Genomic DNA, 26,873 nt, shown 5'->3' with positions numbered 1-26,873 from the left:
CCATCCCCATCCCCATCCCCATCCCCATCGTCGATCCCGACCCCAAACCTGACCAGTTACCGATAAGTGGCCGTCAACAACAACCAGTTGGCCATCTCGGGCGGACGGCGGGACGGGGTGCCGGAAGTGGCCGCGACCGCGCCTTCGTACGTCGGTCACACGCTCGCGAGGAGGTCGTCGAGCGGGGCCGGTACCTGTCCCGGGTCGAGGGCCTCCACCAGGAGACGGCCGTAGCGGATCTTGCGACCCTTCTTCGTGCCGAGGAAACGCCGCAACTGCTGCTGCCGGGGCCGATCCTGCTGTGCGGGCTGGTGCAGGAAGGTCTGCCAGGCGCGCAGGTCGCCCTCGGCCCGGATGATCTCCCCGACCCGCGCCGTGCCCAGCGCGCGGATCAGCTCGTCCTCCAAGTCCGCGACGCACACGTAGAAGCCCCGGCGCGGCGCCCCGGCCCGCGCCAGGCCGCGGTCGTAGAAGCGCTGCTCGCCCTCGTCGCACAGTCCGCTCAGGCGCAGACCGAGACCGGGCGGCCCGAGAAGGCCGGCATAGCGGCCGACGCTCATCGCCCCGCCCATCGGCACGACGCACACTCCTTCGGCGGCCAGGTTCCGGCGACGCCGTGCGGCCAGCTCCTCGACGGCCGCGAGGTCACTCGGCCCCTCCAGCAGTACCGCCGTCCTCAACCCCAGTCGCACGGCCAGTTCACTCGCCGGTTCACCGGGACCACCGGCCGCCCAGCGGCTCACCGCATCCCGGAACGCCCACACGTCTGCCATGAGGCGAGTCTGCCCTTCCACCGACCGGCACGGCACGCGATATTCGAGAGCCTCGCTCTACACACCGGGCGCCCTCATCACCTGGGCAGCCATCAACCTGATGATCCACCCCATCACTTGTGGCGCCGAGCCGGTGGAGGCTCGGGCTGCGATGTAGATGATGGTGTGCGTCTCGGAGCGGTCCGGGGCGACCGTTTCGATCACCTCGGGCCGGCCGCCGAGCGCCCTTGGCCGCCCGACTGGCCCTTCCCGCGGCGGACTTCTCCATACGGTTCCCACGTGCGTGCACGATCAGTGCGCCAGCGGACCGGGTGTGGCCGCGTCCCTGGCCGCAGGGGTGTGGCGCTCCTCAGCACCGACGTGCGCGCCCGGGCCACCGCGGGTAACCCGGAACACCCGTGATCGTTTGCCCGGGCATGCGCATCTCACGACGAATGCACGCCGCAGTCGCCCTCAGCAGTGTTCTGCTGGGCGCCGCCGCAGCCCAGGCCGCCGGAACGCACGGAGCCGCCGGGCAGAGCAGGACTGTCGCGCCCGGCGCCCGGCACGACACCACCGACGGCTCGTACACGTACCGCGACGAGGACCACCAGTACGACGAGGGCAACTTCTACTCCAAGTACGGACACACCGCGTATGAGGCCGACAACGAGCATTACCAGAGTTACTCCTGACCCGACCGCGTCACCCGACGGACTCTCCCCGTCGCCCGGTCCCCGGGCAGTGTCAGGGCGATGGCCCCGCCGGGAGGCCGTCTCGCGCGCCGCGTCCCGCGCGCGGCCGGCGGTCTCCACCGCCTTGCCGCGCGCGGGCAGACCCGCGCGGATCTCCACCGACTCATACAGACGGTTGAGAAGGTTCCGTACCCCGGCGCTGCGCCGGCGTCGACGCGCTGAGCGTACGCGAGCCGCTCGATACTTCGTCCGCCTCTGGGCGCAGGCACTCGATCAGGTAGTCGCCGGTGGCGGAGTCGAGAGTCACGCCGTGGGTTTCGCTGCGGAAGCCGGGGAAGTGGCGGTCGAAGGACTCCAGTGCGGTGAGGTAGCGCAGCAGGGGGCCGTCCGGGTCGCCGACGCTCTCGCCGGGCATGAGCACGGGGATGCCGGGCGGGGTGACGGTGACCATGGCCGCTGCCACACGGCCCGCCGCATCGGCCAGCCGTACCCGCTCGGTGCCGCCTCGGATCAGTCGCTGGTAGCACAGTTGAGGCGGCGCGACGGGCTCGGGAAGCTGCTGGAAGGCGGCGTCGAGCAGAGCGACCAGGCGGACCGAGCGCAGATAGTCGTGCATCTCCTGGCACAACTCGCGCAGGGTACGGCCCGAGTAGCGCTGCGGGTACTCGGCGACCAGAGCCGGCAGAACGCGGTCGAGCGGTGCGTCGTCGTCGTAGAAGGCCTTGAAGTCCATCAGGGCGTCCAGAAGCGTGCCCCACTTGCCCTTGGTGATGCCCATGGAGAACAGCACCAGGGTGGTGTAGCTGTCGGTCTTCTCCACGACGATCTTCCGCGTGTCCAGATACGCGGTGAGCACCCGGGCCGGGATGCCCCAGTCGCTCATGTCGCCGGTGGCGTTGATCCCCGGGCAGGTCAAGGTGACCTTGATGGGGTCGAGCATGCAGTGGCCCTCGGTGAGGCCGGGGAAGCCGTGCCAGTCCGCACCCGGTTCGAGATGCCAGCAGGACGGCTCGGTGCGCAGCAGATCGGCCGATGCCTCGTCGAAGGGCACGTGTGCGCCACTCACCGGGTCGGTCACCGTCTCGGGCTGCCACACCCCGAAGAACCAGGGGGGCCGGTCGCCTGCGGCCTCGATCCGCCGCCCGATGCGTACCATTTCCTGACGGAAGCGAATCGCCTCGGTCACCGCCTCGTCGATCAGCCAGCGGCCCTGCGCACCGTCCATCATCGCGGTGGCCACATCCAGCGAGGCGATCATCGGATACAGCGGCGACGTCGTGCCGTGCATCATCAACGCCTCGTTGAAACGGGCGCCTTCCACCGGCGCCCGGGGCGCGGGCCTGACGTGCACCATGGCCCCCTGCGACAGGGCGGCCAGCAGTTTGTGCGTGGACTGGGTCGCGAAGACGGTGGGCCGCTCGGGGCCGGGGAGGGTCTCCTCGTCCACCGACATGCCGTAGCGCCCGCGGTACAGGGGGTGGAAACGGGCGTAGGCGAACCAGGCTTCGTCGAAGTGGAGACGGGGGGTGCTGGCGGCGAACGACCGGGCCGTTGACACGGCGTCGTAACAGAGGCCGTCGTAGGTGGAGTTGGTGAACACCGCGTACTGGCAATCCTGTGAGGAGGCCCCCTGGGCCAGCGGGTTGGCGGCGACCCGGGACGCCACCGAGCCGGCCTCGATCTCGGCCGGCGGCAGGGGTCCGGCGAGGCCGTAACCGTTGCGTGTGGGGATGAGGAAGACCGGCCGGGCGCCGGAGACGACAAGGCCGTGCAGGACCGACTTGTGGCAGTTGCGGTCCACGAGCGCGATCTCGTCGCGCGTGACGCTGAAGTGGCCGACCAGACGGTTGCACGTGGAGTCGCCGTGCAGAACGAAGAAGGTGAGCTCGGAGCCGAACACCCGCGCCGCGTTGCGCTCCGCCTCACCGATCGGGCCGGTGTGCTCGAACAGCGACCCGAGTTCGCCGACCGAGATGGAGAGGTCGCTGCGCAGCAGACGTTCCCCGAAGTAGTCGTGGAAGGCGCGGCCCACCGGCGACTTCAGGAACGCGACACCGCCGGAGTGCGCGGGGGTGTGCCATGAGTACTCGTGCGCGTCGTCGAAGCGGCGCAGGGCCTTGAAGAACGGTGGCAGGAGCGCTTCTTGGTAGGTGCGAGCGGCGGCGGTGATCCGTCCCGCGATGAAGGCCGGAGTGTCCTCCAGCGGCCACACGTACCCGATCACTGACTGCGACACCCACAGCGGCAGTTCGCGCAGGCTGTCGTCCCTCATGACGAGGAACACCGGAAGGTCCTTGAAGCGGCGGCCGATCGCCCGCAGAACGGTCGCGCCACCCGGTTCGTCCTTCGCGTCGTGCCCCGCCGGAAGGTCCCAGGCCACGAGTACCGCCGCGAGGCCCGCCTCCGTACGCAGCACCGCCTCGGCGTCGGAAACGCTCACCACCCAGCGGACGTCGTACCCCTGGGACTCGATGGCCCCGCGAATCCTGTTCAGCTGATCCACACCGGCACTGTCGTCCCGCGGGTGTTCCGGTACCGCCACCAGAACAGCGTTGTCACCCATGTGTCCCCTCCCGGTCGGCTCCTGCCTACCTCGATCAGTCTCGGCCGGACCGCGCCGCGAAACCACCGAGACGGGGATAAACCACCCGGCTGAAGGAATGTGGGGCCGTGAGGCTGACTTGCCGTACGCAACCTCGCCAGCGGGCCGGCCGTCCCCGGCGACGCACTGCGCGGGGCCACCCGGCCATGCGTTCCATGGCAGGGGGGCGGGCAGCCCTGCACGCCGCGTCGCGGATGCGCTGCAGCGTCCACTGGCCGATGCCCCGGATGAAGTCGGCGATGGCCGGGTTCACCCCCTCGTGCACGAGGGGGACGCGCGCCTTCCTGCCCACCACACGAAACTCCTCCTTCTCCACGACCCTGTACCGCATACTGCCGCTCCCTTCGACGACGAGGCGGAAGGACATCCGTGGCTGGGACCGCAGACTCGCACCGACCCGTCTGGCCTCTCCCGGACCGACGCCGTGCATAGCGCGGAACGCGCGCGCGAACGCCTCCCCCGAGGTGTAGCCGTAACGCACCACGACCTCCAGCAGCGTCCGCTCGCCGGTCAGCACCTCGGCACCTCGGCACCCGCGACCGTCAGCCGCCTGCGCCGGATGTGTTCCGACAGCGGGATCCCCGCCAGCGCGGAGAACAGCCGCCGCAGGTGGTACTCCGACGTCACCGCGATCCGCGCCAGGTCAGCCGCCTCGATCCGCTGATCGAGATGGCCCTCGATGTGCTCCATGGCCTGGTTGAGCCGCTCCAGCACCCCGGTCTCCTTCCCTTTCGATCACTCACATCAGAAAGGACTCACCTTGCCGCACCCGACATCCTGTGCCCGGTCCGGTCGGGTACGGCTGACGACGGGCATCAGGGGGCCGGCACCCAGGTGGCCGACGAAAAACACCGCACACAATGATCCCGAGTGCCGGCCCGTCGGTGCCCGACTCGACGTTTCCGCGCCGTTCACACGGACACGGGCTTGCTGTCCTGGCTGCCGGATACCGCCGTTGGACAACGTCCGCGACCACCTCTTCACCGACCAGCCGTTGCTGGCCACAGACCCGGTCCTGGCCCCGTGGCAGAGGCCGGCGGACCTCGACGTGGTGCAGACCGGCGCGTGGGTGCTGCCGGACGAGCGCCCGCTTCCCGCCGAGCTGGTGGCGTTCCTGGACGCCGGCACACCGCCGGTGTACGTGGGGTTCGGCAGCATTCCCGTACGCGATCCGCGGGACGTCGCCCGGGTGGTCATAGCCGCGATCCGCGCGCAGGGCCGCCGCGCGGTCGTCTCCCGCGGCTGGGCCGAGCTGGGCCTGATCGACGAGGGGGACGACTGCTTCCCCGTCGGCGAGGTCGACCACCAGGCACTGTTCCGCTGGTCGTGCCCGCGCCGTCGTACACCACGGCGGCGCGGGCACGACCACGACGGCCACCCGGGCGGGCGTACCGCAGGTGGTGGTACCCCAGAGCGGGACCAGCCCCACTTCGCCGGCCGGGTGGCGGACCTGGGCACCGGCGCGGCACACGACGGCCCGACGCCGACCACCGAGTCCCTGTCGGCCGCGCTCAGGACAGCCCTGACCCCCGAGACCCGCGTACGGGCGACCGCCGTGGCCGAGGCGTTCCGTACCGGCGGGGCGACGGTGGCCGCGAAACCGCTCCTCGATGCCGCCGGCCAAGGAAGGCCGTCCGCGGTGCCCGCGTGAACCTGGTGGGATGGTCGAGCGTGCCCAGCTTGTGCCTAATCGGCGTGGCCTGTCGCTGCCACGGTCACGCCCAGGCCGATCATCGCGATGCCGCCCGCCCCTCCGACCATCGACAGGCGGCGGTCCGAGCGGGCGAACCAGGAGCGGGCCGCCGAGGCGCCCAGGCCCCAAAGGGTGTCCGTGATCATGCCGATGGCGACCGGGACCAGCCCCAACACCATCATCTGGAGCGGCACATGGCCCGCCGAGTGGTTCACGAACTGGGGCAGCACCGCCGCGAAGAAGACGACACCCTTCGGGTTGGTGACGCCCACGAAAATACCGTCCAGGACGGTGCGCAGATCACCACGGCGCTCACCCGCCGGGGCCGCCATGTTCGACGCGCGCATCTCCTTGCGGTGCCGGAAGGCCTGCACGCCGAGGTAGACGAGATATACCGCCCCCGCCAGCTTCACGCCCACGAACACCGTGGCCGAGCTCTCCACCAGCGCGCCGAGGCCCCACGCCACAGCGATCACCAGGAGGTACGAACCGATCAGGTTGCCCACGACCGTCGCGAGCGCCACACGGCGGCCGTGTGCGAGGGCTCTACCGATCACGAACAGCACGCTCGGCCCCGGAATCACGATCACCAGCAGCGAAATCGCCGCGAACGCGAGAATGCTCTCCGTGGACACCATGTATCCGCCACCTCCTGCGATTGTCTCCCAGAGGTCATACAAACAGACGGCGGACCGTCCGCTCTAGACACATCCACCCACCAATATCACCGGGCACCGACGGGCACGGTCTCTTGACGCCGTGGGTGGGCGGGGAACCTGCGACCGTGTGGCGTGTCCTACGGTACGGCGCCATACGGTCACTGCCGGAGGCGGCGGGTGCAGTGACAGGTCAGTACAGCGGGCAGCCCTTGGGGAGCTTGGGGAGCTTGGGGAAGTCGGTGAACCCATACTCTGTGGGACCGCCTTGAGTCTTGGGCTTCAGCTGCGGGTCCCAGCCGGACGGCTGCACGATCTCGGCGTAAATACCGGCCGACGCGGGCAGTTTGGGGTGACTGCGGTTGAGTGTGCCGAGCCGCGTGACCTGGCTGCCGTCGGCCTCGTCGATGAAGGTGACCCACGGTGGCAGTCGAGCGGTTCTGGGCGCTGATCGACCGCTGGCGCGACAGTGCCGCCACCCTGACCGACGAGCAGCTCGACACGGTCGGCTTCTCGCAGTACCCGTACAGCAACGACTCCGAATACCCCTACGTTGGCGTGCTGGCGTCAGCCAACCTCGAATTCATCCATCACATGGCCGAGATCGCGCTGCTCCGCGACCTGTGGCAGGCCCGCTCCACCACTGACAAGAGGTAGGTACGAGCGCGGTGGTGTGGAGCGCAAACGGCATTCAGCACCCACTCGCGCGCTCGATCAGCGCGGGTCGACCCATCTGCTCAGCAGCACTGGCCTGGCCAAGCGCCAGGCGGCCTCTGGCCACCGGGCCGCGCCGAGCGCCGCAGGAGAACCACTTCGTCAGCGGCGGCCCCGGCGGCCGTTCAGCCGGGCGGCCTGGCGAGTGAGGTGATCGCGCTCTGCGAGGTTGGGGGCCTTCTGGGCCGCCTCGGCGTACAGCCGTGCCGCCGTCGCCAGGTCACCGTCGCGCTCGTGGAGGTACGCCGCCACCGCGGTATGGCGGGGCAGGGAGTCGTCCAGTGCCGCGAGTGCCGCCAGGCCGGCGCGCGGTCCGTCCGCCTCCCCGACGGCCACCGCGCGGTTGAGGCGGACGACCGGGCTGTCGGTCAGGCGCGCGAGCTCGTCGTACCACTCGACGATCTGCACCCAGTCGGTCTCCTCGGCAGTGAGCGCGTCGGCGTGGAGGGCCGCGATGGCGGCCTGGGCCTGGAACTCGCCAAGGCGGTCACGGGCGAGAGCCGCCTGGAGGATCGCGACGCCCTCGGCGATCGACTTGGTGTCCCACCGGCCGCGGTCCTGCTCGGCGAGCGGCACCAGGCTGCCGTCGGGCGCGGTCCGGGCGGCGCGCCGGGCGTGGTGGAGCAGCATGAGGGCGAGCAGCCCCGCCACCTCGGGGTGGTCGATCGCGGCCGCGAGCTGCCGGGTGAGCCGGATCGCCTCGGCGGCGAGGTCGACGTCGCCGGAGTAGCCCTCGTTGAAGACCAGGTAGAGGACGCGCAGCACGGTGGCGACGTCGCCGGGCTGGTCGAACCGTATGCCGGAAACCGTGCGCTTGGCCCGGCTGATGCGCTGCGCCATGGTCGCCTCGGGCACCAGGTAGGCCTGGGCGATCTGGCGGGTGGTCAGCCCGCCCACGGCGCGCAGCGTGAGCGCGACCGCGGACGACGGCGTCAGTGACGGGTGGGCGCACAGGAAGTAGAGCTGGAGCGTGTCGTCCACCGCGGGCGCGGGCCCGGGCGCCGGTTCCTCGTCGACGACGTCCTCACGCCGGCGGCGGGCGGTGTCGGCCCGGGTCGCGTCGAGGAACCGGCGCCAGGCCACGGTGACCAGCCAGCCCTTCGCATCCCGCGGAGGGTCGGCCGGCCAGACGCGGACCGCCTCGACCAGCGCGTCCTGCACGGCGTCCTCGGCCGCCGCGAAGTCGGCGCCGCGGCGGACGAGGATCCTGAGCACGCTCGGCGTGAGGCTCCGGAGCAGGGCCTCGTTCATCGTTGAGGTCACTCCGTGATGGTGGGCGACACGCCGTAGAACGGGCGCAGCTCCAGCCACTCGTGGATCGGCTTCCCGCCCGCCCCGGGGGCGGCCGACAGTTCCCCGGCCAGCTCGACGGCGCGGTCATAGCTGTCGACGTCGATCACCATCCAGCCGGCGATGAGATCCTTGGTCTCGGCGAACGGGCCGTCGGTGACCGGCGGGCGCCCCTCACCGTCGTACCGGACCCATGTCCCCTCGGGTGCGAGCGCCTGCCCGTCGACGAACTCGCCGGTCCCCTCAAGCCGGGCCGCGAAGTCCTGCATGTACTGCACGTGCGCCGAGATCTCCTCCGGCGTCCACTGCTCCATGGGCACGTCGTTGGCGGGAGCGGGAGCGCCGCGGTAGTGCTTGAGAAGCAAGTACTTGGCCATGGTGGTTCTCCTCGGTACTGGTGCGACCCATTCTGGCCGCGTTCACTACGGGGACGGAGCCAGCCACGGGTTCTCGACATCGCCGCCCGAACTTTTGTGAAGCAGTCTGTGCATGGGGTTCAAGCCTTTCACCTTCAACGCGCCTCTTGGACCCTGGAGCGCCACCATCTCCCCGCCCTGAGCCAATGGAGCGCCGGGATCATGGGCCACTCCGGCGGCAGCCGGTTGCGCCTGGCGGATCGTGCCCTGAGGTCGCCCGTGAGGCATGCTGGCGCGGTGAGTGATTCCCCATCCGGGTGGCAGGCCTGGCTGAACAGCCTGGACTCGCGCCGAAGCGCGGCCGCAGAGTCGCTGCGTGCCCAGTTCGAAGCACTCGGCGCGGCCGATGCCGAGGAATGGGCCAAGTCGGAGATCCGCGAAGATCTTCCGCACCTCGCACGGTTCATGCTGCTGCGCAGCCTGTGGCGCGGTCCGATCGACGGTTGGGCCGATGCAGGCGCGTTCGATCAGCTTCCGGCTGCGCAGCGACTCCTTGCCGCTGGGGCGGACAGCCAGGACCTCGTTCGCCTGGCCCGAGCCGTCGCCTACGAGGCGGTTTTCGCGACGCTCGACGAGCTCGGCGCCGGCAGCGATGTGAACGTGCCGGGCATCGATGTCGGCTGGGTTGTCATGGAGACGGGCGAGGACGGCTCCCCGACCGGCCGAGCCCTCTCAGGTCTGCATGAAGACCTCATGACCATGGACCCGAGCGGACGTGATGGTACTGATTTCTGGCAGTAGTCACGGGAGGAGGCGCCGCAGGAATAACAGTTGGGGTGACGATCCGGGCGCGGCGGAGACGGTCACCTCTGACACTTCAGGGCCTGTACTCTCGCCTGACCGGACGACGAGTTGCTCGCCGTACCAGCCGCCACCGCCGGCGTCACAGGGGCAGCGACGGCCAGTGCCGTCACAACCGACAACACCGCTCCACGCAAAGGCACTTGGTTCCTCCTGTTTCGACTTCCGTGCCACGCCCTGCCTGCCGGGGGGTCAGTCCCGACCCGGGCGTCGCGGTCGTCATCGAAGCTACAAAGCACGTTGCGGGCGGTCGTCCAACGCACAATTGAGCTTCCGGTAGACCGCGCGCGGCAGCGCCGTGGGGAGGTCGACTCCGGCGGTACACCGCCTACCAACCCGAGGCTGGGAGCGAGCCCGGACACGACGACGCCGGGGTGTCATTGACACCCCGGCGCGAAGTCGAAGGCGAGGAAAGCGAAGGGACTAATTTCAGTAGGATGGAGAAGGAAGTCCGTTCATGGCCTCGCCCGGCCAACAGTAGCAGTCAGCCGGGGATCAGGTCGCGCAGATTTTCCGGCGTGAGGATGCGGGAGCCGGGGTGCAGCCCCTCCGGGCGTTCCAGGCCGATGTAGGTGACGGGGCCGTCCGGGACCGACACACCGTCCCACGGTGTGGTGGCTGTCGCCCGGTCGGCCATCAGATCGGTGAGGTAGCGGACCGTGAGGTGGTCGCGCTCGACGATGCCGCGCAGCAGCATGGCCACCGAGACCCGGTTGCCCTCGACCCGGTTGGAGTTCGGGTTGCCCTTGAGGTACAGGTGCAGCCACTTGGCGCGCCAGCGGCCGTCGTCCCCACGTATGAACGCCAGCGGCAGCGCGACGCGGCCCGGGCCGCGCAACTCCGACTTCATCCGGACCGTACGCGGTTCGAAGGGGCGGCCCTGCTGCTCGGCCTCGCGCAGCATGAAGCCGAAGAACGACTCCTCGACCTCCTCGAACCCCTCCCCCGAGAAGATGTTGACCTGCGGGACGATGAAGGTGCCGCGCACGGCGCCCAGACGCAGATTGATGAACTCCGAGGCGCCGTCGGGCGCGTCGGTGATGTCGCCGGAGTGCTCGCCCTCCATCTCGGTGAGCGCGGTGTACGACAGCCAGGACACGGTCTTGTACGAGGCGTTCAGCATCAGCGCCGACAGGTCGAAGTCGGTGCTGCGGCTCGCCTGCTTCCAGTGGACGAAGAACCGCAGCAGCTGACCGTCGACCGGGGAGAGCGAGCCGCGGGGCAGCACGCCGAGACCGGCCGCCGTCGCCTTGCCGCTGAGCGGGAGCGCGACATCGAGGACGTCGGGGTCGATCAGCAGGTGGCCGGGGTCGGGCAGACGGCGGCGTATCTCGGCGTCCAGGGCGGTGATCAGGCGCTCACACTCGCCCGCGGGCACGGGCGGCCGGGTGTCTTCCGCGACCCAGGCCCGCCCGCGGCCGTTGACGAAGACACGGCGCTCGCCGTGCTCCTGCGCGCGGTTGTGCAGGTGCTCGCGCACCGACAGCAGGACCCGGCCGGACACCTGCGGGACGACCCGCTCGGCGGCGGCCACCACCACGTCGCGCTCGTCCTGGGTGTCGCACGAGCGCAGCAGATGGTCCAGCGAGCGGAACAGCTTGCCCGGAGCGGACTCCAGCAGCCGCGTCGCCCCGGTGACGTCGTGCGCGTCGAGCAGCTCCGCCGCGCGGCTGTCGAAGGACCGGGCTTCCTTCTCACCCCGGGCTACGGCGAACACGTCGGCGGCGTGCGGCCAGCGCGCCGCGTACTCGTGCGCGTGCAACCGCTCGCCCAGGCGCTTGAACGCCTCGCGGTGAGCGGCCACGTCGGCGAGCTTGGCCGGGGACGCCGCGACGACCGCGTCGAGGCCGGCGAGCAGGGCGCGCCGCACCGGGCGGGCCGGCGACCGGAACCGGGTCGGCTCCAGAAGGGTCACGTCACCGTCCGACAGCGCGCAGGCCAGCCGGAGCACATCGGTGACGGTGTCAAGGAGCAGGTCCGCACCGGTGTCGAGCCGGGCGTGGTTGACCACGGCACGGTTCTCCCGGACCGGGATCGTCTCGGGCTGCGGCCCGTCCGCACAGTGCCCGGCGAGCACGGCCAGGTCGAGCAGCCCTTCGTCGCCCAACGGCGTGGTGCTCCCGGCCAGGGCCAGGTACAAGGCGGTGACCTCGTCGTTCGGGGTACCGCCCAGGTGCAGGACGGTCAGGCGGTCACCCGCCGCGGCGATCAGCTCGTCATGCGCGGCGAGCATCTGCGCGTACGTGTGCTGATAGGTGCCGTAGGACGGGAGGGTCAGCAGGTCGAGCACGCCCGTGCGCAACTGGGCGAGCGTGCCCTCGCGCGACGCGTCGTCGGCGAGCGCCTCGGTGATGCACCGCGTCCAGAAGTCGAGGGTGTCCGGCACGTTGGCCGGGAAGTCGATGAAGTAGGCGTTGTGCTGGACGTGGTCGCCGACCATCTCCCGGACCGTGTCCAGCGTCCGTACGGCGGTGTCGACGACCGTCCCCTCGGACAGCGCCGACAGGTGCCCCAGCAGATCTGCCGAGAGCTTGAAACCCACCGACATCAGCGCGGCGTCGAACTGCCGCGCCGCGACGTCGCCTTGCCCTGCGGTTCCACAGGGGGCGGGAAGGCGGTGGGTGTGCCGGATGACCAGGGGCTCGAAAGGGTGGACCATCCGGGAATGATCCCAGAGCCGTACGAACCGACGCACTCGGGTTTTCGAACGCCGCGCGCAATGGACCGCGTCCATACCTCGATCTCCCGGGCCCGGCCGCCGGACGCGGGAACCTGCCGTCGCCCTGTCACACCGTGCCGGTAGGGTCGGCTCCGCGCCAGGGGGGGATCACCGGGCGCCGCAGCGGCGCACCTGCCGCAATCCTTCGCCCTGGGGAGGGCGTCCCATGCGTCAAACCAGAGCCCGTGCCGCAGCGATCGGCGCGGCCGTGGCCGCCCTGGCCGCCGGCGCCCTGACCACCGCCCAGCCCGCCGCCGCGGACGAGGGTTTCTTCCCCACGGTGCGGGACCTCACCTTGAGCCCTGGCTACAGCTGGGGCCCGGCCGGCGGCGCGGGCGGGGTGCCGAACGGCACGGTGGTCTACGCGTTCAGCAAAGGAGCCGCTCACCGACGCGTCGTGGAGCGGCGGCGGCCTGCCCGCCGGGCTGACGGCCACCGCGGGCGGGGACGGCTGCACGGTGTACGCGGGTGCGCCCGGAGTCTTCGCCTGTCCCGTCACCGAGACCAACGTCTTCGACCAGCCCACGGTGGCAGCGGCCGCGTCGGCCGGCAATGACACCACCGCGTATGTGGGCGTCGGCTACGCGCCGCACGGTGCCGGTATCGTCACCGCCGTCAAGGCAGCCCAGCTGGTCGGCACCACGTCCGACCCGGAGAACCCCACCGCGGCTGTGATCAAGGCCAAGACGCCGGAACAGGTCGCCGAGAGCAACCTCCAGCTGACCACCCCGGACGTGCCACTGAACTCGACGCTCGTCCAGAACGTGCGCGTCCATGCCGAAGACGCCGGCCATCTCAGGCTGAACTCCGAGCGCACCCGCGATGAGCGGGACCGGGACCAGGAGGAGGTGGACGGCAACCTCTGGTTCCACGAGGGCGACGGCGCGGGCGGCTACGCTCCGCGCGTCCAGATCGGCAACGGCCACCCCGACAACGAGCCGCTCCTCTAGACCCGGTCCGGGCGATCGCCGCTGTCCGGGCGACCGCCCGCCTCCCTGGGACGCCCCCCCTGCTGCGCAAACGTCACCCGGAGGGACCCGCCGACGTGCCCGAATGCGGTGCGGGCTCAAGAATGAGGGGCCACCGGCGTTGCGGCGCGCCCCGGCAGAGAGGCCCTCCCATGCCAGGACCTACTCGTCGTCCGGCCGGGCCACGCCGTGGGCACGCGCGCACCGACCGCATGCTCCGTACAGTGCTCCGCCGCCGCAAGCGGTCCCTGAGCAGCGCGGACGTGACGGTCGCCGATCAGCCGCAGGTGCGCCGCGCGGTGACGGCGGCCGCGCTCGGCAACACCATGGAGTGGTTCGACTTCGGTGTGTACGCCTATCTGGCCGGGACCCTGGGCAAGGTCTTCTTCCCTGCGAGCTCCCCGGGCGTCCAGGTCGTCTCCACCTTCGCGACCTTCGCCGCGGCCTTCCTGGTCCGACCGCTCGGCGGGCTGGTGTTCGGCCCGCTCGGCGACCGGATCGGCCGGCAGAAGGTGCTCGCCGCAACGATGATCATGATGGCGGCGAGCACCTTCGCGGTCGGGTTCCTCCCCACCTACGCCGCGGTCGGCTTCGCCGCGCCGCTGCTGCTCCTCGTCTGCCGGCTCGTCCAGGGCTTCTCGACCGGCGGCGAGTACGCGGGAGCCACCACGTACATCGCCGAGTACGCGCCCGACCGGCGACGCGGATTCCTCGGCAGCTGGCTCGACTTCGGCACCTTCGTCGGCTACGCCCTGGGATCCGGCCTGGTCACGATCCTCACCGTCACTCTCGGCGCGCAGGGACTGGAGGACTGGGGGTGGCGCATCCCCTTCTTCGTCGCCGGGCCGCTCGGCCTCATCGGTCTGTACATGCGGCTGAAGCTGGAGGAGACCCCGGCCTTCAAGAAGGAGGCCGCCTACGCCGCGGCGGAGAGGGGCACCAGCGGGACCGGCGAGCCCATGACCGAGGAAGCCCCTCCGACGGCCAGGGGGACCCTCAAGGAGATCTTCACCCAGCACTGGCACGCGGTGCTCATCTGTATGGGCCTCGTCCTCCTGTACAACGTCACCAACTACATGGTGACGTCCTACCTTCCGACGTACATGACCGTCACCCTCGGCGAGGACGACACCACCGCGCAGTTGCTGGTGCTGGCCACCATGCTGCTCGTGGTCCTCACCATCACGACCGTGGGCCACACCTCGGACCGCTGGGGCCGCAGACCGGTCTTCCTCGCGGGCAGTGTCGCCCTCATGGTGCTGGCCGTACCGGCGTTCCTGCTCATCCGGGAGGGCGGCATCCTGCTTCCGGCCGTGGGCTGTGCGGTCCTGGGCCTGCTGCTGGTCTGCTTCGCGGGCACGGCCGCCTCCACCTTGCCGGCGCTGTTCCCCACCCGGCTGCGTTACGGCGCGCTGTCCATCGCCTTCAACATCTCGGTTTCGTTGTTCGGCGGTACGACGCCGCTGTTCACCTCCGCGCTCGTGGAGGTGACGGGGAACGACCTGGTCCCGGCGTACTACCTGATGGTGGCCGGGTTCATCGGTCTCGTGTCCACACTGTTCCTGCACGAGACGGCGGGCAAGCCGCTGCGCGGGTCCGGCCCGATGGTCGAGACACCTGACGAGGCGGAACGCCTCGTCGCCCACAGCCGGGCCGCGGCCGGGCGGCAGGCGCGGGACATCTGGATCCGGCTGCGCCACCCGTGGGCCCACCACCCTCCCGAGGACCGCCGCGACTGACCACTGCCCTGTCCACCCTCGCGGGGTGGCGTCCTCTTCGCGACAGCACGTCTCTACGAACGCAGGCCGGCCTCTGCCATCAGGCGTTCAACGAATCGGCATGCCCCCACGAGGGCTGTTCACCACCGTGGCCAGTGATCCAGCGGCAAGGTAGTAGTGCCCGGGGTAGTACTCGATGTGCTGGTGACCGCCGTCGTCCCGTGCTGAGGGCGAGGGCCAGGCCGAGGAGTTCCGTCGCGCTGCCCGAGAGGTCTACTGCGTCTTCATCGGGAAAGAACAACACCCTCATCTGTCACAACCCCTTCAGCTCCCCAGCGCGACGAAGCGCAGAGGGGTACCCCCCCCCCCACGCCGGGCCTGAGCCCTCCGGGGCTCCTGGTCCGTCCGGCGCCGCTTGGTTCTCAGCTCCGCGGGACGGCCCAGACCGCGGCGACGATCACGCCTCCGGGAAGCAGGAGTCCGGCCTCGCCGAGGGTGTCCACCAGCCATGGGGACAGCGAGGTCCAGTGGTCGTACGCGATGCCGACGGCGACTCCGCTCGCGACCGCCAGGGCGCCGCCGATGTACAGAGCGGCCCAGGACGCGATGCGGACCCGGCGGTTGAGGAGGACGTCGTCCCGCCACAGGGTCTCCGTCTGATGCCGGGGCCGTGGAGAGGGCGCGGCAGGCAGCGGCTTCCACCAGAAGAAGAAGACCGCCGCTGACAGAAGGCCACCACTGCCCCACACCATGGCCTCGGTCCATCCGGCGGCGCGGTGGTGGAGGACGGAGTTGTTGAATCCGGACGCGGAAACGATGAGCATCAGCGTGGAGAACTGCGCCGCGAACTGGATCAGCCCGCGGAAGAAACTGATCATGTCGTTGTTGTCGCGGCCGTACGCGGGCAGCAGCCAGGCGAGCGCGACGATCACGACGACGGCGTCTCCGGCGAGGATGGCCCCGGCGAACAGCTGTTCAGTGATGGCCCGGCTGCAGACCAACTCCCCGGAGGTGAGGGCGTACAGGTAGGACGCGGTGGCAAGGCCGATGAAGCAGGGCAGCAGAAGCCTCAGCCCGCGCGAGGCGTGACCGTCACCGCCGGGCGGGTTCTTCTCCCCGATGACCACGATGATGCCGGCGAGGACGAAGCCGGCCATGATTCCGCAGAAGGCACTCATCGCCCCCGCGGAGGCTATCGCGCTCCAGTCGATGCCTCCGATGCCGCTGCCGCAGGTGTCGGGAGTGAACGCGGACTGTCTCTCAAGTGGCGCCATGGCCATAGATGTTGACAGCCCGTCACCAAGGGCGGCGCCGGGATCGACGGGATCGTGAGGTACCACTTGGCGTACTCGGGGCGCACGTCACCGGCGCGCCGATACCCGTTACACGCCCCCGGCTACCACCGCTCCGGGTTCATTCCACCCCGGAGTCGAGGCGACCCCTCGGTCAGCCGGCGACCACTTCCGCCGAGCGCACCGCCCGCGTCGCCGGTGACACCGCGAGGCGCACCACACTGCCCGGCACGACGGCCGGTGCCTCGGGCAGCAGGGCCCAGGCGATGGTGCGGTCCGTCTCGCCCGTATCCAGCGCCAAGAAGCGCGGCGCACTCTCACGCCTGCGCGGCTCCATGCGCAGCACCTCACCCGTGACCGTGTGCGGAGCACGCCGCTCCAGGACGGCGAGGGTCGCGTAGTACGCGGCCGGCGCGCCGAAGCAGACGATCACGACCATCTCCCCCACCAGCGGCCCGGAGCCGTCCATGGCGTGGCCCAGCCAGCCGTGGGCGCTGCCGAAGTTGCCGGGCGTCAACGCGAGAACGCGAGGAACGCCAAGAACAGCGTCCAGCGGCCGAAGCGGCCCGCCACCAGCACGCCGAGCAGTGCGATGCCCACCCAGCCGGCGCTCAGCAGCAGCCCGGGGCGGCGCAGCGAGTGGTCCGCGACCGGGCCCGTGGTCACCGCCCAGTCGGGCTGACGCAGTACCGCGAAGAGGTACAGGGCCACGGCCACCACACCCGCCGCGCACGCCAACTGCAGCAGCCGGCCCGTGGTGGCTCCGAAGCCGGGGCGCAGCCGTGGACAGCGGATCCGTACCGGGCGCCAGGTGCCAGGCGCCAGGTGCCATCGTACGAGGACCAGACCCGGCGCCTGTCGCCCACGTCGAAGCCCAGCAGTCTCCCGGCCCGGCTGGTGACGCCGAGCGCGGTGCCGTATCCGAGACAGCGATCCAAGACGGTGACGGCCGCCGGTGGCAGCCGGGCGAAGTCCTCGTGTGCGTGCAGCCAGGCCTGGACCCCGGCCCAGTGCCCCGCCGTTCGAGCCCGCGCGGGGTGGCCCGCTCACCGAGCGACCTGGCCAGCAGCCACATCAGCGGAAGCGCCGGAAGGGCCGCGATCACCAGGGCGCCAGACCTCAAACCTCATGGCCCGGCCCCGGCCCCGGGCCGAGCCTGCAGATCCTATGGCCATAGCCATACCGGGCCGGACACCGCCATGAAATTCGAGCCACGCTTCGGGGCACGGACGGAGACCCACTCCTCGGCCGCCGCACGTGAACAATTCACTGTGACCTGGGATGCGGTGTCCGTAGGGTTCCTGCATGGCGGATGAGACCGAGCAGGCCGTACAGGTGGCAATGGAGAGGGAGCTGCGGCTCCTCGATCCTGAGGTGCGTGCTTCCCCGGACCGTGTCCTGGAGCTTCTTGATCCGGAGTTCACCGAGATCGGGGCATCTGGACGCCGGTGGGACGTGGCGTCGATCCTCACGGTGACGGGTGACGGCACGGTGTCCCCGGAGTCTCCGGTCAACGTCGACGAGATGGCCGGCGTCGTCCTTGCCCCGGGCATCGTGCACCTGACGTACTTCGCCCACCACCAAGGCCGCCGGGCATGGCGGAGCTCCTTGTGGCGCCTGACGGAAGAGGGCTGGCGCATGTACTTCCACCAGGGCACTCCGGTCGGCTGATCCCAGGCGCAAGTCCACAGGGTGAGGTAGGTGCCGTTGGCGTTGTACGCGTCGCCCTGCGGGTCAGACACCTCCCGAGAAGTCGGAGAACCGCGGTGTGCCGGGCTCCAGGGGGAGCCGGGTGGCGCGGGCGGTGTAGCTGATGGCGTGGTACCAGCCGCACAGCATCAGGAGGTCCAGGAGTTGCTCGGGGCTGAACTCGGTGGCCAGTCGGTCCCATAGCGCGTCGTCGATGTCGTGGTGGGCGTGCAGCGCGTCGGCCGCCTCGATGAGCAGCCGGTCGCGTTCGGTTTCCCAGCATGGGTCCGTGCGGGTTCCGTGCGTGAGCGAACGGATCTGCGCCGCGTTCAACTCTGCGCGGGGTGCGAAGCGTTGAACGTGCACGCCCCACTCGTACTCGCACCCGCACAGCGCGCAGGTGCGGTCGATGACGATCTCCCGGTCGCGCAGGCCGAGACTGAGTCGGCGGCTGAGCTGGTAGGCGCCCCAGGCGTGGAGCGCCTCCGTCAGTCGCGGATTGCGCGCGTAGGTCCGGAAGAGGGCGATCGGCTCCTCCCCGGTGGGCATCATGCCGCGCAGCACTGACGCAACGTCAGCGGAGTACGGGGCAGTCACAGGTGAGATCCGGGAAGTCATGGAGCCTCCCTCTGGAATGCTTCTCTTTTAGAAGCGCCTGGAGGGAAGGTACTGTCTCTGAAACCGAAGCACCATCCCGGGCAGAAGAGAGCAGAAGAGAAGGGCATGCTCGATGACCGCCACACCAGTACCCCGGCGTCCCGTCCGCGGGTCCTCCACCGGGCGCCCCCTCATGGCGGCCCTCGACCTGTTCGGCCGACGCTGGACCTTGCGCATCCTGTGGGAACTTCGCGACGAGGCTCTTGGATTCCGGCCGCTGCAACAGCGGTGCGACGGCATGTCGTCCAGCGTGCTTCAGCAACGCCTCGCCGAACTCCAGGAAACCCGCCTCGTCGAGCGCGACCTCGAAGGCGGTTACCGCCTGACCCCTCTCGGCAAGGACGCCTGCCACGAACTTCGCGGCCTGCACCGCTGGTCCGAGCGCTGGGCCGCCGAACTCGACCGGACACCTCCCGACGGCTTGAAAGCGGAGCCGTAAAGCGATCGCCCGGCCCGCTGAAGACCGACCCAGGGTGCCCGGCGGACGTTGCCGCTCTCAGCCCGTCTCCCGCAGGGCATCGGCGGCCCCGCTGGAGAGCTCGACTCGTACCAGGGCGGCCGCCAGCTTCGGCAGGTCCTCGGCCGCGACGAGACGCGCCAGCCCCTCAGGTGTCTTCGGGAGCCCGAGCTCGCCCGCAGCGTGGCGGGCCCGGCTGTCGAACGCGGGGCGCAGCTCGGGCCACACGCCCTGCGCCTCCCGGCAGAAGATGCCGGCTCCCACCGGGCCGATCCGAGGGACCTCCTGCAACAACTCGCTCACCCGGTCCGGGTCGCCGCCGGCCTCCTCGCGCAGCCGCCGCAGGTCCCCGCCATACCGGTCGAGAACGAGCTCGGCTCCGGCTCCCAGCGCGGTGGCCGTGCTCTCGTCGTAACGGCGATAGTGCGCACGGCCGAGTGCGTCCACCCGCGCCTGCCACGACGACGCGGCCATCGCCCGGGGTGTACGCATCCCGGCCGCGAACAGCTCGCGCGCCGCGGCCACCGCGATGTCGGCCTTGATGCGCACCGAGAACAGTACGCAGAGGGTCAGCAGCTGGTACAGCGGTGCCGGCGTGTTCCGCAGCCGGATGCCCGCCTCCTCGGCGTGGGTCCTCCCGTACTCCTCCAACAGGTGCTTCGCCGTGACTCGCCGTGCCATGGTGCTCCTCGGGGCCGCAGTCGAGAACGGGCAGGTCACGCAGACTCGGGTTGCGGGATGACTCCGGACCCGCGCGTAAACGCCACGACAGGCGCACGGCGGAGCCGCATCCGGTCACGCGGCGCGCCCGCGCCCTCACGCCTTGGGTGCGACACCAGCATCGTCGACAGTGCCCTGGCGGATGATGACCACCGGGCACGACGCATGCTGGGCGCACTGCAGGCTGACCGAGCCGAGCAGGAGACGGGCGAACCCTCCCCTGCCGCGGTTGCCCACCACCAGCAGCGCCGCGTCGCCCGATGCGCCGATCAGCACCTCTGCCGGGTTGCCCCGCACTACGTGGCTGGTCAGTGCCACGTCTTCGGCCTGTACGAGCACGGCGTGAATTTCATCGGCAAGATCCTTTCTCGCCTGTTCCTCATCGAGGTCCGCGTCCACCGCCGGAGCGGACCACCCGGCCGCCCCGGGCACGTCGTAGGCCGCCACGGCGTCCACCGTCGCCCGGATGAGCCGGGCGTGCCGCACCGCCCAGCGCAGCGCCTCATGAGACGCCTCGGAGCCGTCGACACCCACCACGACACGGGGATTGCCGATATTGGTATCCATGGCCGCTTCCCTTCTCCCTGGCCGCCGCCCAAGGCCGTCTTCACGCAGCCGCCGGCCGTCCTTCTCGAAGGCCTCCGTCTTCACCCGTCCCGGCGCGCCCTGACGGTCCGGCCATGAGCGGGGCCCGACCTCAGGGGAAAGGGGAAAACCGGGGCGCTTTGTGTTGCTTTCTGCTCGCGCGACTTCTCCTCCTCCAGGGTGCTACACACCCTGCGGCGTGACCACCGGCGACGCACCGGACCGGGCGGGCGGGGGCCGCCACACCGCCTCACCCGGAGCACACCCCCCGTTATCGAGGGTGTCCGGGCGTTGGCTTCAGAGGCTTCAAAGCCGGGCGCGGCGGACTCACTGGCCGGGTTACGGGTGGCGGCCGAGGCCCTTTTCGTACGCGCTCCAGCCCTTCACGCGCTCCGGCGCGGCGGGCCGTGTCGCACCGCTCGACGAGACGGCCCGGGCCGCCCGCGTACCCGAGAGCGCCGCGAGCGCGATGGCCGCCAGGGCGAGCACGACGCCCGCGACGGTGGCCGCCGTGATCCGCGTATCACCGCGCGGCAGCAGCAGGTCCAAGGCGAGGGAACCGGCCAACTGACCGCTGATCGTGCACAGTCCGAGCACCAGGACGCCGAGCTTCTGCACCGTGGCGACCGCGATGGTGATGAAGGAGATACCGACCAGCCCCCCGAGATAGAGGTACGGCCCGGTCGGCAGACGAGCAGGCAGCCCCGTCGCCACGGCATGCACCAGGAAGATCACGCTCAGCGCGCCGGTACCGGCGACGAAATTGAAGAGCGTCCCCGTGTAAGCGGACCCGGAGGCGTTCCTCACATGCCCGTTGACCGCCTGCTGCCAACTCACGCACACGCCCGCCACCAGCGGGAGCAACAGCATCGGATACGGGAATCCCCCGCCCAGCTTGTCCGCCATCGACAGACCCACGGCCGCGAGCACGAGCACCGCGCCGACGACCCGGCGCCGCGTCGGCCGCTGCGGTCCGGCCGGCCCGAGCCCCATCCGGTCGAAGAGCAGTCCCCCGGTGACCTGGCCCGCCACGATCGCCACGGTGAACAGTGCGACCCCGAGCGCCCCGACGGTCAGCCCCTGCGCGAGCAGAAAGGCCGCACCTCCGAAGCCACCGAGCACCTGCCACCACTTGAGCCGCCCGCTGCCTACGTCCGCCAGCACCAGACCGATCCCACGGCGCGGCTTTCGCAGCACGAGCAGCCCGAGGGCCAGCACCGCCAACCCCGAGCCGAACGAGATCACCGCGGCCGTGAAGCCGTCGCCGCCGAGCCTGGCGGCGAGCTCGCCGGTGATGCGGGCCTGGAGGGATATCAGGGTGCCGGAGAAGACGGCGAGGAACAGCCAGGGGGCTGCGGCTGCGGGCATGTGCGTACGACCTCTGAGCTGGGCATTGCCGACGGGAAACGAAACGGCCCGGAAGCACCTGCGGAGCGGCATCCGGGCCGGTCCCTTTTTAGCTGATCAGCTCATCGCCGGACAGGGCGGGCCGGATGACGAGACATCCGGAGCGCCGGCCCGTAGCAGGCTGCGCACGCCGCACCCCAGTGCTGACCGCCCACCCAGTCGGCTCCGAGCGGGCCGATCGTGTCGGTCGCCTCCATGAAGTGGACCTCGGTACGCGGCACGTCGGCGTACCGCGGGAGGCGATGGCGCCGGAAGGACGCCGTGGTCACCTCGCCGCGCTCGTCGAGCCGTACGCTCTCGAAGAGCGTGGCGCCCAGCGCCCGGGCGGCTCTCCGGCCACGGACGCAAGCTCCGGGGGGCCGGGCCGGAACCCGGCAGCCCCCCGGAGATTTTCAGCGGTCGCGGCGGCTAGTTGTAGACCCAGCCGCTGCACGCCGGGCCGGCGCCCGTGGAGACGTCCTCGACGCAGACGTTGTCCTCAAGCCGTCCGCCCGAGGAGGCGAAGCCGTGCCAGTAGGTGGCCGTGTTGGCTCCTTGCTCGGGGGCCGCCACGTAGCCGGAGTTGGAAGAACCCTGGTTCGGGCGGGCGCTGTCCCACTGATAGATGGTGACCTTGCACGTGTCGTACGAATGGTCCCAGGTATGGCCGGTGACATGGTTGGCGTCCCAGGTCGTCCAGCCGAAGCAGCTCCCCGACCAGCCGCTCCAGTTGGCGCCGGCCGCGCTCGCGCTGGGCGCCGCCAGGAACGTGGTGGCGAGTGCGGCGGCGGCGATCGCGCCGGCCGCACCGATGCGGACCTTGCCCCGGCGTGCGCCGGGAGCCGTGCGTGATCTGCGCATGGAATTCCTCCTCGTGCCGTTGAAGTCGTCCCAGGAGACTAGGAAGCGCGCTGCCTGGCCGACAACGGGTTGGGACAGGGTGGGACGACTTGGGACAGCCACCGGGCGGCCCAGGACAGCGTGACTCCCACTGTCTGCGCGCGCCGTTGTTGCTTCGAAGCCCGCTCGTGGTGGCAGCCGCAGGCGGGGCCGACGTTCTCCCCTGGCCAGGGCCAGGGGCCGGAAGCCATCTGTCTGGCCCGCGACACGCACGGTCTGTCACCGGTGTGAGGGGGCAGGCTGGACACCATCGCGGGATGCCCACATGGAGCACTGGCCGAGAGGCGATGCCGCCTGGCGGGTACCGCTGTAGCAGCCGAGGCCGCGACCGCCGGTCGGGGTGACGAACGATGAGAGGTGACGAAGGATGCAGCACGTCAGGCCGAGTGGCCTTGAGCAGATCGACAAGCTCAGCGGCCGGCCTGCCTCCGGCCGCCGGAAAACCACCCGGAAGGCGCCCGGCAGATGCCCGAGCGCTGACACCCGCCCCACGAAGCACGGCTCCGGACGCCCCTGCCCGTAAGGATCCCGCATGCAGACCGTCACCCTGAACAACGGCGTCGAGATGCCGACCCTCGGCTTCGGCGTCTATCAGATCCCGGCCGAGCAGACCGAACAGGCCGTCAGCGACGCCCTCGCCGCCGGCTACCGCTCCCTCGACACCGCGGCCGCCTACCGCAACGAGGAGGCCGTCGGCCGTGCGATCAAGAGCAGCGGCATCCCGCGTCAGGACCTGTTCGTCACGACCAAGGTGTGGGTCTCCGACGCCGGCGAGGACAAGGCCAGGCGTGCTTTCGACGCCTCACTGCGCAAGCTCGGCCTGGACCACCTCGACCTGTATCTGATCCACCAGCCCTACGGCGACGTGTACGGCTCCTGGCGAGCCATGGAGAGCCTGCACCGCGAAGGTCTCATCCGGGCCATCGGCGTCTCCAACTTCCACTCCGACCGCCTCGTGGACCTCATCGACCACAACGAGGTCACACCGGCGGTCAACCAGGTCGAGACCCACCCCTTCCACCAGCGCGTCACCGATCAGGACCTGATGCGCGGGCGCGGGGTCCAGATCGAGTCCTGGGGTCCCTTCGCGGAGGGCCGCAACAACCTGTTCACCCATCCGGTACTCGTCCGGATCGCCACCGCGCACGGCAGGTCGGTGGCACAGGTCGTACTCCGCTGGCTCATCCAGCGGAACGTCGTGGTGATTCCCAAGTCGGTCCGCGCCGAGCGCATGGCGGAGAACCTCGACGTCTTCGACTTCGAGCTCACCGACGACCAGATGACGGCCATCGCTGCCCTGGACACCGGAGAGTCGCTCTTCTTCGACCACCGCGACCCCGTCATGGTCAGCCGGCTCGGCAACAGCACCCTGGACAGCTGATCCGCCCTGCGGTCGTGGGGCCCGAGCGGCGCCTGCCTGCACGGGTCGCGGGGCTGCGGGCGGGTCGATTCGCCGCAGGCGCCGGAAGCCGGCTCCGGTTTCCTCGTGTACCTGCCGAGATCATGACATGACGGATACACTCCACCACATCCGACGGCCCGGTCGAGCTCTGGTGGGGGATATGGCAGAGGCGCCGAACGACACGTACGTAGACCTCTCGGGAATCGCTCTCACGACGTCCTACCTGCTCCCTTCGGGGAGCCTGATGGGAGCGGTCATCCACGGGGCGAACTTCGCGCTTCCGAAACCCCTGTGGGTGTCGATCGGGGCGGGCGGGCCGGAGTACCTTGACGCCGGTCTCCTGTTCGGGCTCCGTCAGCGGGGTCAGATGGTCCTGGGCGGGGCGGTCAGCGGCGCGCCCGTCATCGCCGCCGTGCGCGAGATCGTGCGCGAGCTGATCGCCGCCGGCATCCGGCGGAACCTCGCGCAGCAGACCGCGGCGTCGACCTCCACCTCCACCTCCTCCGACGAGGTCGAGGCCGAGGAGAAGACGCCGGGGCGGAGCCGCTGGGAGGACTCCGACGAGGAGGAGAGCGCGCCGCCGCCCCAGCCGGTACGGCAGGTGCCGGTCGCGCGGCCGCAGCAGCAGAGGGTCCCCCAGGGCCCCACGGCGCAGGAGATCGGCGCGCGGATGGCCCCTGGGCAGCGGTTCGTGACACCGCGCGGGCGGGCCTGCTACTTCAGCGACCGGGGCGACAGCGCGCTGCGGCACTTCGGCGAGTACCTGGCCTCGCAGAAGGAGCAGGCGGCCGTCTACTTCTCGAACGTACGGCGGTACTCGCCGCTGGAGTACTGGGAGACCCTCCTGAAGATGTGCGACACCACGATCGACCTCTACGCCATGGGCGCGGCGCGTTACGGCCAGAACTGCGTCGTCCTGGATGCCGAAGGCCGTCCGTGGACCATCGGCGTGGCACAGCCCGAGCGCGAGTACCGGCTGACGCACGCGCACTTCGAGAACTACCAGAACAGCTGACCGGAAGCAGCTCACCGGCCTGCCCGACCGGCTGCCGACCGCAGCCGGTCCGCGACCTGCCGCGGCGATCCGCCGCAGCCGGGGGCCCCGGCACCGGCGGAGCCTGCTCCCCGTTCCCGCAGCCGATGGTGTACGAAGTCCTTCGTGAACGAACAGATTCAGCCCTCGACCGTCCGCGTGTTCATAGCGCTCGCGCCGCCCGACGACGCGAAGGCGGAGCTGGCGCGAGAACTGCGGCACGCCTACTCCGCGTACCCCCGTCTGCGGTGGAACCGCATCGAGGACTGGCACATCACCCTGGCGTTCCTCGGCGAGCTCCCGGGGGCAGCCGTCCCGCTCCTCCAGCCGCCCCTCGCCGACCTCGCGGCAGTGAACCAACCCCTGCGACTGGCATTGCGCGGCGGCGGGCACTTCGACGAGCGGGTGCTGTGGAGCGGGATCGAGGGGAACCTCGAAGGGTTGCACCTGCTCACCAACGAGGTCCGCGATGTGATCAGAGCGTGCGGTCTCGCCTTCGAGGACCGGCCCCTGCGCCCCCATCTGACGCTGGCCCGGTCACGCCGCGACGACTCCTCCAGCGTGGTGGAGGCCGCCGCCGAACTCGCCGCCTTCACCGGCCGGCCATGGCGGGCCGAACGCCTGCACTTGGTCGCCAGCAACGTCGGCCGCGGACCGGGACCGATCCACTACCGCGACATCGAAGCGTGGCGTTTCGGCGCGGAGCCTTCCTGAAGCACGGTTGAGAAGGCCCGGGTTCAGCAGGTCAGGGGTCGGGGCCCGCACCCCACCAGGACGCTTTCAAGCCGGACCAGCTCCCGCCCTTTCCCGACCGCACCCCGCCGAACCCCGCCGAACCCCGCCGAGCCTTCCCGACGCTTCCCCGGCTCGGACACTACGAGCGCCACGCCATCCCCCATTCCGACTTCCTCCGACCGGCCCTGGATCATCGACACCGTACGCAGGCAACCGCTCTGAGCTGGGCCTTTCCCCCAAGGAAGTCCATCGCAGCACGGCGGCCCGTGACCTCCAGGGGCGCGCAGGGGCTTGGTTCACGCCGGGGCGCGTGCGCGCTATGGGTTGACGGTGTGTCACATTCTAAGTCTGGTCAAGCATTGAACTTCCCTGCCCGAGTGGCCGGATTCAGGGGTCAGAGTGTGGTGTCCGGCCGAATCGGCGCCGTACACGCAGTACATGCACGCAGTACACGCACGCAGTACATCCGCACATCCCGGCACCCCCGCGCTCGTCGCAGGTGCCGTGAACTGGGGGCCCACATGTCTTCTCGTTCCACCGCCCGCGTCCTCGCGCTCGCTCTGGCCACCGCCGGCCTCGCCGGCGCCGCAGTCGTCCCCGTCAACGCCGCCACGGCCGCCGCCAAGCCGGTGCCGCGTTCGCCGATCGTGCTGGGGGCGATCCAGTACGACAGCCCCGGACGCGACGACCACTCGCAGCGCTCCCTCAACGCCGAATGGGTCACCGTCACCAACACCGGCCGCGGCACGGTGAACCTGAAGGGGTGGACCCTGACCGACCGATCCCGTCACACCTATACGTTCCACAGCCTGCGCCTGGCCGGACACCAGTCCGTGAGGGTCCACACCGGCATCGGTCGCGACACCGGCCGCGATGTTTACCAGGACCTCCGCACCTACGTGTGGAACAACTCCGGCGACACCGCGACCCTGCGCGACAACCACCGGCACGTCGTCGCCGCCAAGTCCTGGGGCCGCCGCTGACCACCACAGG

24 protein-coding genes and 4 pseudogenes are annotated in these 26,873 nt (G+C 70.4%); 12 read left to right on the top strand and 16 right to left on the bottom strand.

Annotated elements, in window-relative coordinates; genetic code table 11:
• Positions 1-155: 155 nt before the first annotated feature.
• On the bottom strand, positions 156-773 hold the full coding sequence (locus ACFWA7_RS06265) for a TOPRIM nucleotidyl transferase/hydrolase domain-containing protein (RefSeq protein WP_385821318.1): 618 nt from the start codon (positions 771-773) through the stop codon (positions 156-158).
• A 434-nt stretch (positions 774-1,207) separates the two neighbouring features.
• Here ACFWA7_RS06265 and ACFWA7_RS06260 point away from each other — a divergent pair, with 434 nt between their 5' ends.
• The gene (locus ACFWA7_RS06260; protein WP_385537519.1) at positions 1,208-1,447 is read left to right on the top strand and encodes a hypothetical protein; all 240 of its coding nucleotides are present in this window, start codon (positions 1,208-1,210) and stop codon (positions 1,445-1,447) included.
• Between the two features lie 163 nt (positions 1,448-1,610).
• On the opposite strand, the gene ACFWA7_RS06255 is transcribed toward ACFWA7_RS06260, so the two are convergent.
• Positions 1,611-4,010, bottom strand: a complete 2,400-nt coding sequence (locus ACFWA7_RS06255) for an Orn/Lys/Arg decarboxylase N-terminal domain-containing protein (protein ID WP_385821316.1) — start codon at positions 4,008-4,010, stop codon at positions 1,611-1,613.
• Positions 4,011-4,242: 232 nt separating this feature from the next.
• Positions 4,243-4,763: pseudogene (locus tag ACFWA7_RS06250) on the bottom strand (helix-turn-helix domain-containing protein); the annotation flags it as partial.
• Positions 4,764-4,995: 232 nt separating this feature from the next.
• On the opposite strand from ACFWA7_RS06250, the pseudogene ACFWA7_RS06245 reads away from it, so the two are divergent.
• Positions 4,996-5,700 (top strand): annotated as a pseudogene (locus tag ACFWA7_RS06245) (glycosyltransferase); the annotation flags it as partial.
• 35 nt (positions 5,701-5,735) lie between these two features.
• Here ACFWA7_RS06245 and ACFWA7_RS06240 read toward each other — a convergent pair.
• Positions 5,736-6,380, bottom strand: coding sequence for a LysE family translocator (locus ACFWA7_RS06240; RefSeq protein ID WP_385542048.1), 645 nt, complete (start codon positions 6,378-6,380; stop codon positions 5,736-5,738).
• Between the two features lie 441 nt (positions 6,381-6,821).
• On the opposite strand from ACFWA7_RS06240, the pseudogene ACFWA7_RS06235 reads away from it, so the two are divergent.
• Positions 6,822-7,055 (top strand): annotated as a pseudogene (locus ACFWA7_RS06235) (DinB family protein); the annotation flags it as partial.
• A 159-nt stretch (positions 7,056-7,214) separates the two neighbouring features.
• Here ACFWA7_RS06235 and ACFWA7_RS06230 read toward each other — a convergent pair.
• Both ACFWA7_RS06230 and ACFWA7_RS06225 read right to left on the bottom strand, forming a co-directional pair.
• The gene (locus tag ACFWA7_RS06230) at positions 7,215-8,363 is read right to left on the bottom strand and encodes an RNA polymerase sigma factor (RefSeq protein WP_385821467.1); all 1,149 of its coding nucleotides are present in this window, start codon (positions 8,361-8,363) and stop codon (positions 7,215-7,217) included.
• 8 nt (positions 8,364-8,371) lie between these two features.
• On the bottom strand, positions 8,372-8,779 hold the full coding sequence (locus ACFWA7_RS06225; RefSeq protein WP_385542047.1) for a YciI family protein: 408 nt from the start codon (positions 8,777-8,779) through the stop codon (positions 8,372-8,374).
• Between the two features lie 276 nt (positions 8,780-9,055).
• Between ACFWA7_RS06225 and ACFWA7_RS06220 the strand changes: the two genes are divergently transcribed.
• Positions 9,056-9,559, top strand: a complete 504-nt coding sequence (locus ACFWA7_RS06220) for a hypothetical protein (protein ID WP_385821314.1) — start codon at positions 9,056-9,058, stop codon at positions 9,557-9,559.
• A 544-nt stretch (positions 9,560-10,103) separates the two neighbouring features.
• Here the strand turns inward: ACFWA7_RS06220 and ACFWA7_RS06215 are convergent.
• Entirely contained in the window at positions 10,104-12,278 is a 2,175-nt protein-coding gene (locus tag ACFWA7_RS06215) for a hypothetical protein (RefSeq protein ID WP_385821312.1), read from the bottom strand.
• 518 nt (positions 12,279-12,796) lie between these two features.
• Here ACFWA7_RS06215 and ACFWA7_RS06210 point away from each other — a divergent pair.
• Positions 12,797-13,288, top strand: coding sequence for a hypothetical protein (locus tag ACFWA7_RS06210; protein ID WP_385542042.1), 492 nt, complete (start codon positions 12,797-12,799; stop codon positions 13,286-13,288).
• A 230-nt stretch (positions 13,289-13,518) separates the two neighbouring features.
• On the top strand, positions 13,519-15,045 hold the full coding sequence (gene proP, locus ACFWA7_RS06205; RefSeq protein WP_385821310.1) for a glycine betaine/L-proline transporter ProP: 1,527 nt from the start codon (positions 13,519-13,521) through the stop codon (positions 15,043-15,045).
• Positions 15,046-15,446: 401 nt separating this feature from the next.
• On the opposite strand, the gene ACFWA7_RS06200 is transcribed toward proP, so the two are convergent.
• The 3 genes from ACFWA7_RS06200 to ACFWA7_RS06190 all read right to left on the bottom strand — a co-directional run bounded on the left by ACFWA7_RS06200 (position 15,447) and on the right by ACFWA7_RS06190 (position 17,027).
• Complete coding sequence (locus ACFWA7_RS06200) at positions 15,447-16,298, bottom strand: hypothetical protein (RefSeq protein ID WP_385542039.1); 852 nt, start codon at positions 16,296-16,298, stop codon at positions 15,447-15,449.
• Between the two features lie 172 nt (positions 16,299-16,470).
• The gene (locus ACFWA7_RS06195; RefSeq protein WP_385821307.1) at positions 16,471-16,833 is read right to left on the bottom strand and encodes a hypothetical protein; all 363 of its coding nucleotides are present in this window, start codon (positions 16,831-16,833) and stop codon (positions 16,471-16,473) included.
• Entirely contained in the window at positions 16,830-17,027 is a 198-nt protein-coding gene (locus ACFWA7_RS06190) for a hypothetical protein (protein ID WP_385821305.1), read from the bottom strand. Before ACFWA7_RS06190 ends, ACFWA7_RS06195 begins: the two co-directional genes overlap by 4 nt.
• Positions 17,028-17,621: 594 nt before the next feature.
• Here ACFWA7_RS06190 and ACFWA7_RS06185 point away from each other — a divergent pair.
• Positions 17,622-17,987: a DUF4440 domain-containing protein gene (locus ACFWA7_RS06185; protein WP_385542035.1), complete on the top strand. Its 366-nt coding sequence runs from the start codon at positions 17,622-17,624 to the stop codon at positions 17,985-17,987.
• A gap of 63 nt (positions 17,988-18,050) precedes the next feature.
• Here the strand turns inward: ACFWA7_RS06185 and ACFWA7_RS06180 are convergent, their stop codons facing one another.
• Positions 18,051-18,569: a carboxymuconolactone decarboxylase family protein gene (locus tag ACFWA7_RS06180; protein WP_385821302.1), complete on the bottom strand. Its 519-nt coding sequence runs from the start codon at positions 18,567-18,569 to the stop codon at positions 18,051-18,053.
• Between the two features lie 226 nt (positions 18,570-18,795).
• Here ACFWA7_RS06180 and ACFWA7_RS06175 point away from each other — a divergent pair, with 226 nt between their 5' ends.
• Positions 18,796-19,101 carry a winged helix-turn-helix transcriptional regulator gene (locus ACFWA7_RS06175; protein ID WP_385821300.1) on the top strand — a complete coding sequence of 102 codons (306 nt, stop codon included), beginning with the start codon at positions 18,796-18,798 and terminating at the stop codon, positions 19,099-19,101.
• A 57-nt stretch (positions 19,102-19,158) separates the two neighbouring features.
• On the opposite strand, the gene ACFWA7_RS06170 is transcribed toward ACFWA7_RS06175, so the two are convergent.
• The 5 genes and pseudogenes from ACFWA7_RS06170 to ACFWA7_RS06150 all read right to left on the bottom strand — a co-directional run bounded on the left by ACFWA7_RS06170 (position 19,159) and on the right by ACFWA7_RS06150 (position 22,671).
• The gene (locus ACFWA7_RS06170) at positions 19,159-19,800 is read right to left on the bottom strand and encodes an endonuclease (protein WP_385821298.1); all 642 of its coding nucleotides are present in this window, start codon (positions 19,798-19,800) and stop codon (positions 19,159-19,161) included.
• Between the two features lie 135 nt (positions 19,801-19,935).
• Positions 19,936-20,406: a universal stress protein gene (locus tag ACFWA7_RS06165; protein WP_385542029.1), complete on the bottom strand. Its 471-nt coding sequence runs from the start codon at positions 20,404-20,406 to the stop codon at positions 19,936-19,938.
• Between the two features lie 357 nt (positions 20,407-20,763).
• Positions 20,764-21,792, bottom strand: a complete 1,029-nt coding sequence (locus tag ACFWA7_RS06160; protein WP_385821296.1) for a DMT family transporter — start codon at positions 21,790-21,792, stop codon at positions 20,764-20,766.
• 200 nt (positions 21,793-21,992) lie between these two features.
• Positions 21,993-22,157: pseudogene (locus ACFWA7_RS06155) on the bottom strand (hypoxanthine oxidase); the annotation flags it as partial.
• 82 nt (positions 22,158-22,239) lie between these two features.
• Positions 22,240-22,671, bottom strand: coding sequence for a hypothetical protein (locus ACFWA7_RS06150; RefSeq protein WP_385542025.1), 432 nt, complete (start codon positions 22,669-22,671; stop codon positions 22,240-22,242).
• Positions 22,672-23,242: 571 nt separating this feature from the next.
• Here ACFWA7_RS06150 and ACFWA7_RS06145 point away from each other — a divergent pair.
• From ACFWA7_RS06145 to ACFWA7_RS06130, 4 genes are all read left to right on the top strand, one after another.
• Entirely contained in the window at positions 23,243-24,091 is an 849-nt protein-coding gene (locus ACFWA7_RS06145; RefSeq protein ID WP_385542024.1) for an aldo/keto reductase, read from the top strand.
• Between the two features lie 181 nt (positions 24,092-24,272).
• Positions 24,273-25,127 carry a hypothetical protein gene (locus tag ACFWA7_RS06140; protein WP_385821294.1) on the top strand — a complete coding sequence of 285 codons (855 nt, stop codon included), beginning with the start codon at positions 24,273-24,275 and terminating at the stop codon, positions 25,125-25,127.
• 144 nt (positions 25,128-25,271) lie between these two features.
• Positions 25,272-25,859, top strand: coding sequence for an RNA 2',3'-cyclic phosphodiesterase (gene thpR / locus ACFWA7_RS06135; protein ID WP_385821292.1), 588 nt, complete (start codon positions 25,272-25,274; stop codon positions 25,857-25,859).
• A gap of 542 nt (positions 25,860-26,401) precedes the next feature.
• The gene (locus tag ACFWA7_RS06130; protein WP_385542019.1) at positions 26,402-26,863 is read left to right on the top strand and encodes a lamin tail domain-containing protein; all 462 of its coding nucleotides are present in this window, start codon (positions 26,402-26,404) and stop codon (positions 26,861-26,863) included.
• Positions 26,864-26,873: the final 10 nt, after the last annotated feature.

This window comes from Streptomyces sp. NPDC059994 (genome assembly GCF_042737755.1).
Classification (GTDB): domain Bacteria; phylum Actinomycetota; class Actinomycetes; order Streptomycetales; family Streptomycetaceae; genus Streptomyces.
Note: the sequence above shows the minus strand (reverse complement) of the source record. Positions and strands in the feature narration are given on the sequence as shown.

What these genes read in the sequence shown, in the direction of transcription:
- ACFWA7_RS06265 (WP_385821318.1), bottom strand. Translation starts at nt 773, where the DNA reads ATGGCAGACGTGTGGGCGTTCCGGGATGCGGTGAGCCGCTGGGCGGCC.
- ACFWA7_RS06260 (WP_385537519.1), top strand. Translation starts at nt 1,208, where the DNA reads ATGCACGCCGCAGTCGCCCTCAGCAGTGTTCTGCTGGGCGCCGCCGCA.
- ACFWA7_RS06255 (WP_385821316.1), bottom strand. Translation starts at nt 4,010, where the DNA reads ATGGGTGACAACGCTGTTCTGGTGGCGGTACCGGAACACCCGCGGGAC.
- ACFWA7_RS06240 (WP_385542048.1), bottom strand. Translation starts at nt 6,380, where the DNA reads ATGGTGTCCACGGAGAGCATTCTCGCGTTCGCGGCGATTTCGCTGCTG.
- ACFWA7_RS06230 (WP_385821467.1), bottom strand. Translation starts at nt 8,363, where the DNA reads ATGAACGAGGCCCTGCTCCGGAGCCTCACGCCGAGCGTGCTCAGGATC.
- ACFWA7_RS06225 (WP_385542047.1), bottom strand. Translation starts at nt 8,779, where the DNA reads ATGGCCAAGTACTTGCTTCTCAAGCACTACCGCGGCGCTCCCGCTCCC.
- ACFWA7_RS06215 (WP_385821312.1), bottom strand. Translation starts at nt 12,278, where the DNA reads ATGGTCCACCCTTTCGAGCCCCTGGTCATCCGGCACACCCACCGCCTT.
- proP (WP_385821310.1), top strand. Translation starts at nt 13,519, where the DNA reads ATGCTCCGTACAGTGCTCCGCCGCCGCAAGCGGTCCCTGAGCAGCGCG.
- ACFWA7_RS06200 (WP_385542039.1), bottom strand. Translation starts at nt 16,298, where the DNA reads ATGGCGCCACTTGAGAGACAGTCCGCGTTCACTCCCGACACCTGCGGC.
- ACFWA7_RS06185 (WP_385542035.1), top strand. Translation starts at nt 17,622, where the DNA reads ATGGCGGATGAGACCGAGCAGGCCGTACAGGTGGCAATGGAGAGGGAG.
- ACFWA7_RS06175 (WP_385821300.1), top strand. Translation starts at nt 18,796, where the DNA reads ATGGCGGCCCTCGACCTGTTCGGCCGACGCTGGACCTTGCGCATCCTG.
- ACFWA7_RS06170 (WP_385821298.1), bottom strand. Translation starts at nt 19,800, where the DNA reads ATGGCACGGCGAGTCACGGCGAAGCACCTGTTGGAGGAGTACGGGAGG.
- ACFWA7_RS06165 (WP_385542029.1), bottom strand. Translation starts at nt 20,406, where the DNA reads ATGGATACCAATATCGGCAATCCCCGTGTCGTGGTGGGTGTCGACGGC.
- ACFWA7_RS06160 (WP_385821296.1), bottom strand. Translation starts at nt 21,792, where the DNA reads ATGCCCGCAGCCGCAGCCCCCTGGCTGTTCCTCGCCGTCTTCTCCGGC.
- ACFWA7_RS06150 (WP_385542025.1), bottom strand. Translation starts at nt 22,671, where the DNA reads ATGCGCAGATCACGCACGGCTCCCGGCGCACGCCGGGGCAAGGTCCGC.
- ACFWA7_RS06145 (WP_385542024.1), top strand. Translation starts at nt 23,243, where the DNA reads ATGCAGACCGTCACCCTGAACAACGGCGTCGAGATGCCGACCCTCGGC.
- ACFWA7_RS06140 (WP_385821294.1), top strand. Translation starts at nt 24,273, where the DNA reads ATGGCAGAGGCGCCGAACGACACGTACGTAGACCTCTCGGGAATCGCT.
- ACFWA7_RS06130 (WP_385542019.1), top strand. Translation starts at nt 26,402, where the DNA reads ATGTCTTCTCGTTCCACCGCCCGCGTCCTCGCGCTCGCTCTGGCCACC.